Below are 9946 nucleotides of genomic sequence, written 5' to 3' on the forward strand. Positions count from 1 at the left end.
AAAACAAAATTAAGATTAATTATATTAAACAAATAGGATACTATTATGTCTACAACTACTGGTACAGTAAAATGGTTCAACGAGTCTAAAGGTTTTGGTTTCATCGAGCAAGAATCTGGTCCTGACGTTTTCGCACATTTTTCTGCAATCTCTGGCGACGGTTTCAAAACTCTAGCTGAAGGCCAAAAAGTACAGTTTACTGTAACTCAAGGTCAGAAAGGTCCTCAAGCTGAGAACATTCAAGCTCTTTAATTTTGTATCTTGAGCTAACTTAGGTTACCTCATACAAATAAATTGCTAAAAAGGGTAAGACTTATGTCTCACCCTTTTTTTGTGGGAAAAATTTAGTTTCAACGTTTAAAACTTAAGATATGCTTTCAGCTTACCAAGCTCTATCTACTTCGAATAATTTTAAATACGATTATGCACAAGTTAATGCCGTTGCCAAACTTGATGATCTTTCTGAACAAATCTATCAACATGAGCGTAAATCTTGGCTTGCTAAACGACTGAAAAAATCGTCTGCTATTCGTGGTATTTATCTTTATGGGAGAGTCGGTCGTGGTAAAACCATGCTTATGGATCTCTTCTTTCAAAATTTAGCCGTTACAGCTAAAAAACGTATTCACTTTCATCGCTTTATTGAAGAAGTACACCAACAATTAAATTTATGTACAGGACAAAGTGATCCATTAACGTTTATTGCTAAGCAATGGGCTAAAAAGATCAAAGTACTGTGTTTTGATGAGTTTTATGTTTCAGATATTGGTGACGCTATGTTGCTTTCTGGCTTATTTCAGGCGTTCTTTCAACAAGATATTATTTTAATCGCTACCTCTAACTGTCGACCCGAAGAACTTTATCGTAATGGATTACAGCGCGAAATATTTATGCCTACCATAGATTTAATTAACGATTATTGCCAAGTGTTATCGGTTGATGGTGCTGTAGATCATCGCTTAGACCGTTATGATGAAACCGCAATCGCATATCGTGACTATACTTACCCATTAAATAACAAAACGCTTAGACAAAGGTTTTTAGATATTACGGGTACTGTAGGCACTTCAGGTAATATAACCGTTAACCACCGTAAAATCCCTTTTCAAGCGAAAACAGATACTATTATACTTTTTGATTTTTATGCACTATGTTCTGGTCCTAGAAGTCAGCGAGACTACATTAGCCTAGCTGATGATTTTAAATTAGTATTGCTTGACCAAGTTCCTCAATTTGATGGAGAGCGCATAACCTCTGTTATATCAGGCGTAGAAGATGACTATCAACGCGACGGTAAATTGTTAAGCCAACTTCGCCACTTAGATGATGAAGCTCGGCGCTTTATTGCTGTTGTTGATGAATTTTATGATAGAAATATACGACTTATTATTAATGCTGAAGTTGATATTATTGAGCTTTACCAAGGACAGCAATTAAGTTTTGAGTTTGCTCGCTGCCAATCCCGTCTCATTGAAATGCAACAATTAGCATATTAGCCACAAATGTGTTTATTTCACTAATAAATGGTATTTAATTTTCATTTTATTTTATGGTTTTATTGTATCTTATTGAATTTTATTGATTTTACTAGTTGGCACTAGTTTTGTAATGTCTATATTAAGTTAGGCATTATTTAATCGATAACAATCGAAGGGCATAATATGAAAACACTCATCGCAACAGCACTTATATTGGCAAGTAGCAGTACGTTCGCTTCCACCGCATCTTTTACAAATGACTCATGCAATGCAACAATATCTGGTGGTATTAAAATTACGCCAACCGCCATTGAATTCTCTAAAAGTAAACTGCCACTCTATAAAATTGTTGATAATGAACGATTATATGTCAATGGTGTTCAAGTTGACTTAACAGATAATCAGCAATCCTTGGTTCATGATTATTCGTCTGGCATTAGGGCTGCAGTTCCACAAGTAAAAAGTGTTGCATTGGATGCTATTGATCTTGCGAATGACGGCATTAACTTAGCGTTTAATGAGTTACTCGGTCAAGATAATACGCTCAGTGCTGAAATTACTAGTCAACTTTCAGAGATACGTAAAGAAGTTGATCTGGGCTTAACCAGTGATAATGACATTTATTTTGATGAGGATGGTTTTTCAGGAGAAAACTTTTTCAACGAAGATTTTGAGCAACGTATTGAAAGTGCAATAGAAAAGACGGTGCAAAATTCGATTGGTAGTTTAATGATAGCGGTAGGGCAACAGATGCTTTTCTCTGGTGGCGATATGAACGCTTTTGAATCACGTATGGAGGATTTCGGTGAAAAAATGGAAAACGAAATGGAATCTCGTGGTGAACAAATTAAAAAAAGTAGTGAGGTACTTTGTCAATCTGTTGTCGACATCGATGCACTTGAAGACAGGTTAACTAACGAAATAATAGTGTTAAAAGACTTTAATTTATTAACCACTACAGTTTCATCTAAAAACGCTAAAGAACTTATGTAATTTTAACTAAATACGGATAAACTTCTCTAGCGCCTATTATAGCATGGGTGTGTCTTTCTCTAATCATTGACAATAAACAAGTAAATAATTCAGTTACTTGTTTTTTGTCAATCGAACCATTGACTTAATTAACTGCCATTTGTCATCTGTGACTGCTCGTCAGCCCAAGAAAGTGCTTGGTTGTAATCTCTAATGACTTTTTCCTTTTCTATACCTAACTTCTTCATAACAATAGTGGTTTCATCCCATTGTGCATGTTCAATGTACTCTAATAACTGGATTAATTCAGCCAATACGCCTTTCTTAGTGAGTAAAGAAATCTTTATCTCTTGCGCAAGTGGTAACTTTTCTAAAACAGTTTCAAGTTTTTCATCTAAAATGGCATCAATTAATGATAATAAGCCCGTTAAGAAAGCAATAGATGAATCTATTGGAGCATTTATATCCTTTGAGACAAGTTCACAAAATTTAGCACGAGCCATCGCTGAATTAATTAACTCTGAAGGTTTGTCAGGGTTAACATTTATAGCAAACATCAAACCTAAAAATCTCTTTAATTCTTGTGACCCTAGTGTTACAAGTGCTTGTTTTATTGTTGATATTTCATTGCGTCTGCGAAATATTGCCGAGTTAACATATCTTAATAGTTTATAAGAAAGTGTTACATCGCGTTCAAAGACTGAAGTAATACTGATTAAATCTAATTCGGGTTTTGATGTTTCATAAAGTAACTCAGCCATGGCAATCTGTGATGGAGATAGACTTTTAGTTTTTATCATCTCAGGCTTAGCAAAGAAAAAACCTTGGAATAGTTCAAAGCCTAATTCTAGTGCTTGATTATACTCGTCGTAAGTTTCAACTTTTTCTGCAAGCAATTTAATATCAGGGAAATTAGTAATCGCTTGTTTAACTTCTTTAATTTCTTCAATAGTGGATATTTGCCAATCTATTTTTATTATTTTGATATAAGGGAAAAAATGTATCCACACTTTTTTATGTTCATAATCATCTAGCGCTAATGTATAACCTTGTTCATAAAGGTCTTTGCAAATAGCTAATAGCTTTTTACCCGGCTTAACGGTTTCAAGAATTTCAACGACGACTTCATCAGTGGTCAGCATATTTGCGTAACCAAGACTTAATGTTTCAAGGGTAAAATTAATAAAGGCGGGCTTATTACCAGTAAATTCTCCTATACCTAAGTTAAATTTACTTGCTTCAATCATTTTTGTGGTGGCTTCATCGCCATCGATATCAGGAAAAACGTTGTCAATGCTGTCTCTAAATAGCAATTCATAGGCAAAAAGTTTTTTGTCTTTATCTAGAATGGGTTGCCTGGCGGCATAAAAATACATAAAAGTTCCTGATCTTTTCGTAACTATATTGAATATATTTGAAAAAGGAGAAATTAGCATCAACTATTTTTATATATTAGTTACTGGCATAAAAACATTACATGGATAATACCTTTAATATAGTTGAAAAGAATAAAAGTATAGTAATAGCAAAATATCTAGTCATACTAGCTTATTCTATTTTTTGCTTAGTAACAGAACTTTTTAACATTTTTTTTACTTAGTAAAAATATAATACTACTTTCGGAGGTTAATTTGGCATTTGGTACATTATTTTCTTTAGGTTTATATTTTATTGTTATGATCGGTATAGGTTTATATGCCTTTAAAAAATCGACCAGTGACGCAGCAGGTTATATGCTAGGAGGGCGTAATCTAAGTCCTTCAGTGACGGCTCTTTCCGCTGGGGCTTCTGACATGAGTGGTTGGATGCTAATGGGCATACCAGGTGCTATGTATGTGACAGGTTTAAGCAGTATTTGGATCGCCGTAGGTTTAGTAATTGGTGCTTATTTTAATTATTTAATTGTTGCGCCTCGTTTGAGAACTTATACCGAAGTAGCAAATGATTCGATAACTTTACCTGATTTCTTTGAAAACCGTTTTAATGATAAGCGCCATTTGCTTCGCGTAGTTTCATCAATTGTTATTATTGTCTTTTTCACGCTTTATACTTCATCAGGTATCGTTGCTGGTGGTAAATTGTTTGAAAGCTCTTTCGGATTAGATTATGAAGTTGGGCTCTACGTTACCGCAGGTGTTGTTGTACTTTATACTATGTTTGGTGGTTTTTTAGCCGTAAGCTTAACCGATTTTGTGCAAGGGTGTATTATGTTCGTAGCGCTTGTGCTGGTACCTTTTGTGGTCATAAGCGACATTGGTGGCGTACAAGCAATGAATGATGTTATTCATTCTATTGATGCTGAAAAGTTTAATATGTTCAATGGTGTTAGTGCGCTGGCGATTATTTCAGCGATGGCTTGGGGCTTAGGTTATTTTGGCCAGCCACATATCATTGTGCGCTTTATGGCAATCCGGTCAGTTAAAGATTTACCTGCTGCTCGTCGTATTGGTATGACTTGGATGATCGTTTCTATTTGTGGTGCTATGGCAACTGGTTTTGCTGGTATTGCTTATGTGGCGAAAACGGGTACAGAATTAACCGATCCAGAAACTATTTTTGTATTATTTTCTCAGGTTTTATTTCACCCTCTCATTTCTGGCTTTTTATTAGCCGCTATTTTAGCTGCTATAATGAGTACCATTTCTTCTCAATTATTAGTGACATCAAGCTCATTAACCGGTGACTTTTATCAAGCGTTTCTAAATAAAGATGCTACTGATAAACAGCTTGTTTTTGTTGGCCGTTTATCTGTACTTCTAGTTGCTATTGTTGCGATATCATTAGCTTATGACCGAAATAGCTCTATTTTAAGTTTGGTTAGTAATGCTTGGGCAGGATTTGGCGCCGCATTTGGACCACTAGTTATCTTAAGTCTCTACTGGAAAAAAATGAACAAGCAAGGCGCTTTAGCAGGTATGTTAACGGGCGCTATAACCGTTCTTATTTGGATTTATGCTCCGATAACTGTCGGTGGTGAACTATTGAGTTCAGTGATGTATGAAATTGTTCCTGGTTTTATACTTTCAACAATAGCGATTGTTGTGGTGAGTAACTTTACCGCGGCACCTGATGAATCTGTTGAAAAAATGTTTGATGAGATGCTAGAGCAGCACAACATCGATTAATGGTATTGTAAACTCGCTCAAATAAAGCCCGTTATTGATGTTCAATAACGGGCTTTTTATGTTCAGGATGAACGGTCATGATTTTTGTTCCTGACAAATCATAAGTACCTCCATCCCTGGAGGCAATAGTGTGGTGCCAAGGATGGCAAGGAACGTATATGTTCAGGATGAACGGTCATGATTTTTGTTCCTGACAAATCATAAGTACCTCCATCCCTGGAGGCAATAGCGTGGTGCCAAGGATGGTAAGGAACTTATATGTTATTTTAGTCTCTATTTTAATGAGGTGTGTACTAGATACTGAAACGAGTTCAGCATGACGATCTTGATATCTGTTGCTTGAATTGAGGTAAGTACTAGATACTGAAACGAGTTCAGCATGACGATCTTGGTATCTGTTGCTTGAATTGAGGTAAGTACTAGATACTGAAACGAGTTCAGCATGACGACTTTGGCTTCTGTTGTTTGGGAGAACAGTACTAGATACTGAAACGCGTTCAGCATGACGACTTTAGCTTCTGTTGTTTGGGAGGTGAGTACTAGATACTGAAACGCGTTCAGCATGACGATCTTGGCTTCTGTTGTTTGGGAGGTCAGTACTAGATACTGAAACGAGTTCAGCATGACGACTTTAGCTTCTGTTGTTTGGGAGGTGAGTACTAGATACTGAAACGAGTTCAGCATGACGATTTTGGCTTCTGTTGTTTGGAGGTGAGTACTAGATACTGAAACGAGTTCAGCATGACGACTTTAGCTTCTGTTGTTTGGGAGGTGAGTACTAGATACTGAAACGAGTTCAGTATGACGACTTTGGTACCTGTGGTGTGGAGGTGAGTACTATATGCTGAAACGAGTTTAGTCTGGGAATTTTAGTATTAATATTACGGTTTCAGTGCAAGAGCAATGGAGTTTTAATAAGAGGGTATTAAGAACGTCGTCGCCATGGTTTCATGTGCGACGACGTTAACAGTAAAATATTATTTTTATGACTTAAATAGACCAGCTAATATTTTTATCGATGGCTGTTTGCCACTGCGTAAGCGATTCACTTTTGTCAGCAACTACAATAATATTACTGTTTTTAAAGTGTTGGGATTTTCCTATTAATTTATCTGTTGAAAAATCAGCGGTAAATTCAAGCTCTTCATTATTGGGAACAATAAAAACAGTGACCATGCTTGTTGCACCTTGAAAAACTAAGTGTAGGCTTTTCATGCCATCAAACCGGCAATAATTAGCAAACATTAATTTGCCTATGCTATCTGTAAAACTGCCATTAAACGTCGCCATTTTGTCGTTAAGAGAGGCTAAGCTCACATTTGCAGTTGAAGTGTTAGAAAAATGTCCTTCTTCATGGGCAATATGAGCTATCGCATAATCTCCTAGGTTGTTATAGGCATTAGAAAACTGCATAAAATTAATCGTTAAACCCATAACAAAGGCAACAGACGCAGCTAAAGCTAAACGCACACGACTTTTACGTTTTTGCTGCTGATGACTGGCCATTGTTTGACGTAAAATAAGTTTATCGCTTAAGCCTGTAGGTACTTCAATATTTAACGCTTGAAAGAGTTTACTGTCTAAACTTTCAAGTTCTTGTGTAAAATTTTGCTTGGCAGGGTCACTGTGAATTGCAGCAAGCATATCTTCATCACGTGTATTTGGATCTGCATAAATACGACGTCTAAATTGCAAATCATCCATTGTATTGACCTCTAACTTTGGGAGTATTATCTAAAGCTTCTTTTAATTGATTACGCGCTCTAAACAACCTTGTCATCACGGTATTCTTATTTAAATCGAGCTGTTTAGCTATTTCTTCACCTGAAAAACCACCAATAATTTGTAAAACTAATGGCTCTCGGTATTCTTCTGGCATTTGTGCTATTTTTTCACGCAGCCAATAGTTTTCAATTTCTTGCTCGCTACTTGTTGATTTAGTATCGGTAATAGTGGCTTCTTCATATTCACTCATATCAAATCGTTTACGTTCGAAACGACGAGCATTCTCTCGTCGTAAAATTGTGATCAACCATGACTTAGCTGCTTTTTCATCTTTTAATGAATCTAAAGCTCGCCATGCCCGTAAAAATGTCTCTTGCACTAAGTCTTCAGCCACATGTTTGTCGTGACATAGCCAATAAGCATAACGGAATAAATCGTCATGCAAAGCTTTAACTAGTGCTTCATATCTAACTTGTTTTGTTGCCATGTTGTAAGAGACCTGAGCTGACATTATTTTATTTCGCTTTTAAAAATATATTTCATTTTTATCTTGGATTCAGAGTTAAAACCTTAGCTTCATTTACTTTTAATCCTTGCTTATTAATAGCTTGAATTAAGCTTGTTAAGGCCTTTCCTTGCCAATTTTTTTGCTCTTTCCCATAATAACATTGCTGTAACAACTCAATTTCGTCCTGAAATTTATTATTATTAATTTCAATTAACGCATCATCAAGTGTTGCTGTTATTTTGTTACCTGCTTTTGCTTGTAAGGTATTTATCCATGGCGATATTAAAGCGAGCACTTCTAAGCCCTGATTTTTTTTACAGGCGGCTAATAAACATAAGTAAGGATTATTATTTCTATTATCAATCTTCGTTGTTTTTACTGTCAATGGTTTAGAGCGTTTTGCACTGATAAACCACGCTAAAGCAGTAAGTAGCCATAAGGTTAAAAATAGCCATTGTAGCCAGGATGCTTGAGTAACAACAATTGTCTCCGTTGGAATAAGTACTTTGTTTTGCTGATTTTTCATGACAGCTGGAGCTGTGTTAAGCTCGCTATTAGGTAAAACTGTAATTTTTTGAGCAGCAATTGTAGCGATTTGATAACGGTTAGTGACGGTGTTCCACCACGGAATACTTATCTCCGGTAGCTGATATTCGCCAGGCTTACTGGCAACAATGGCAAAATTTCTAACTTTTTGGCTAACCAAATGGCCACTGCTCATGCCGGTATGTAATTGAGCTTGGTCTGGATAGACTTTCAGGCCTTTGGGCACCGTCATCTCTAAAAGTGGCAATTGTTCTTCGGATAAACCTGCTGCAGTTAAGGTAATGATGCGCGTAATCGGCTCGCCTACTTTGAACGTTGTTAAATCAGGTTGCCAGTCTTGATGAATAGCCAGTAAATTACTCGGTAACCACGTGCCTTGAAATGTTTCAGGGATAGGACGAACTGACAGTTGAATTTCATCGCCAATGACACTAACAGGTTTAGTTTCTGAAAAGCTAAACATGTTATTTCTTCGCGTTGATGGCACTAATATTTCGCCAGAGAATAGCGGTGACTTTAACGTAAATTCACCACTATTTTTAGGACTTATTGCATAGGTTCTTTCAATAACTCGATAGCGACGGCCATTAATAATAGTATCTTCTTCTTTATCTTTTCCTATTTGAGTAATGCTGGCGCTTTCTAAGGTTGGTTCGCTTAAGCTGCCACGCTTCAATTCTGCAGCAAAGTGCAGCTTTACTGTTAAGGTTAATTGTTGTTGAACATAGACTTCTTTGGCCGATATTTCAGTGGTAATAAAAATGTCTTGTTGTTTGTCAGCAAGCGGATCATTTTCAGCTAATATTTGTACTTTTATGGCTTGAGAGTTTATGCCCGCAATGGTGAAAGGAGGAATAATAAAATCGCCTGCTGATTTGCCTATTAGTAAAGTAGTCCAGGTTGTTGTTTGTGTCGTTTTAAAATTAACCATACTGGTTTGAGAACTCACCGATGTTCTACCAACGACAAAGTCTTTTAATAACGCGGAGGTATTTAAAGCGTTGGTGTCGACATCGTCATCTATGGTGATTTTTAAAATAAAAGACTCATTAACCACGATAGGATTCTTATCAATAGTTGCACTAATTTGAGTTGCCGCAAACGCATTAGAGGTAAAAAGCGTATTACTGAGCAAAATAGTTAATAGGGCTATTATTGTTTGGGTCATTATTTTTACCATTGTTTTTTTCCTTTTGCGCGACTACTTCGACTATTACGGCGCTTTTGATATTCGAGCTGCATTTTGTTTCTCAGTAACATATAAGGATCATCAGTTACTTTGTTGAGTAATTGTTGGTGTTTTTGTTCGGTCTCTTCTGCTAATTGTTCGGCGGCACGAAGCTGAGCAGGTGTTTGCTCGGGTTGGCTTGGGTCGTCTTCTTTACCTTCCTCTTCTTTAGCTTGTTTTTCTTGCTCGGCTTTATCTTTTTGTTCTTGTTGAGACTTTTCTTGTTCGGTCTGCTCTTTGTCAGTCGCTTCTTTTTGATCATCTTGTTGCTCAGATTCACTTGGCTGAGCTGGATCTTCACTGTTTTTCTGCTCTTGATCTTTCCCCTGATTTTCTTGCTCGTTTTGTTCTTGCTGTTCTTGAT

At 36.5% G+C, this 9946-nt stretch carries 8 protein-coding genes and 1 pseudogene; 4 read left to right on the forward strand and 5 right to left on the reverse strand.

The features are described 5' to 3' along the window. The first annotated feature begins 45 nt into the window (after positions 1-45). The 3 genes from H4J69_RS16920 to H4J69_RS16930 all read left to right on the forward strand — a co-directional run bounded on the left by H4J69_RS16920 (position 46) and on the right by H4J69_RS16930 (position 2471). Complete coding sequence (locus tag H4J69_RS16920; RefSeq protein WP_070376065.1) at positions 46-252, forward strand: cold-shock protein; 207 nt, start codon at positions 46-48, stop codon at positions 250-252. A gap of 119 nt (positions 253-371) precedes the next feature. Beyond that, complete coding sequence (gene zapE, locus H4J69_RS16925) at positions 372-1496, forward strand: cell division protein ZapE (RefSeq protein ID WP_182244888.1); 1125 nt, start codon at positions 372-374, stop codon at positions 1494-1496. A 165-nt stretch (positions 1497-1661) separates the two neighbouring features. Then, positions 1662-2471, forward strand: a complete 810-nt coding sequence (locus H4J69_RS16930; RefSeq protein WP_182222068.1) for a DUF2884 family protein — start codon at positions 1662-1664, stop codon at positions 2469-2471. A gap of 128 nt (positions 2472-2599) precedes the next feature. Here the strand turns inward: H4J69_RS16930 and H4J69_RS16935 are convergent, their stop codons facing one another. Further along, positions 2600-3826: an EAL and HDOD domain-containing protein gene (locus tag H4J69_RS16935; RefSeq protein WP_182244887.1), complete on the reverse strand. Its 1227-nt coding sequence runs from the start codon at positions 3824-3826 to the stop codon at positions 2600-2602. A gap of 255 nt (positions 3827-4081) precedes the next feature. Here H4J69_RS16935 and putP point away from each other — a divergent pair, with 255 nt between their 5' ends. Then, positions 4082-5575, forward strand: a complete 1494-nt coding sequence (gene putP, locus H4J69_RS16940) for a sodium/proline symporter PutP (RefSeq protein WP_182222070.1) — start codon at positions 4082-4084, stop codon at positions 5573-5575. 990 nt (positions 5576-6565) lie between these two features. Here putP and H4J69_RS16945 read toward each other — a convergent pair. The 4 genes and pseudogenes from H4J69_RS16945 to H4J69_RS16960 all read right to left on the reverse strand — a co-directional run. Then, the gene (locus H4J69_RS16945; protein WP_182222071.1) at positions 6566-7279 is read right to left on the reverse strand and encodes a DUF3379 family protein; all 714 of its coding nucleotides are present in this window, start codon (positions 7277-7279) and stop codon (positions 6566-6568) included. Continuing rightward, positions 7272-7787 (reverse strand): sigma-70 family RNA polymerase sigma factor, encoded by a 516-nt coding sequence (locus H4J69_RS16950; protein WP_310733623.1) that lies wholly within the window; start codon positions 7785-7787, stop codon positions 7272-7274. Before H4J69_RS16950 ends, H4J69_RS16945 begins: the two co-directional genes overlap by 8 nt. Before the next feature lie 58 nt (positions 7788-7845). Beyond that, complete coding sequence (locus tag H4J69_RS16955; protein WP_182244885.1) at positions 7846-9522, reverse strand: BatD family protein; 1677 nt, start codon at positions 9520-9522, stop codon at positions 7846-7848. 5 nt (positions 9523-9527) lie between these two features. Further along, positions 9528-9946 (reverse strand): annotated as a pseudogene (locus H4J69_RS16960) (hypothetical protein); the annotation flags it as partial.

The sequence above is a fragment of the Colwellia sp. BRX10-9 genome (assembly GCF_014077405.1).
GTDB lineage: Bacteria > Pseudomonadota > Gammaproteobacteria > Enterobacterales > Alteromonadaceae > Colwellia_A.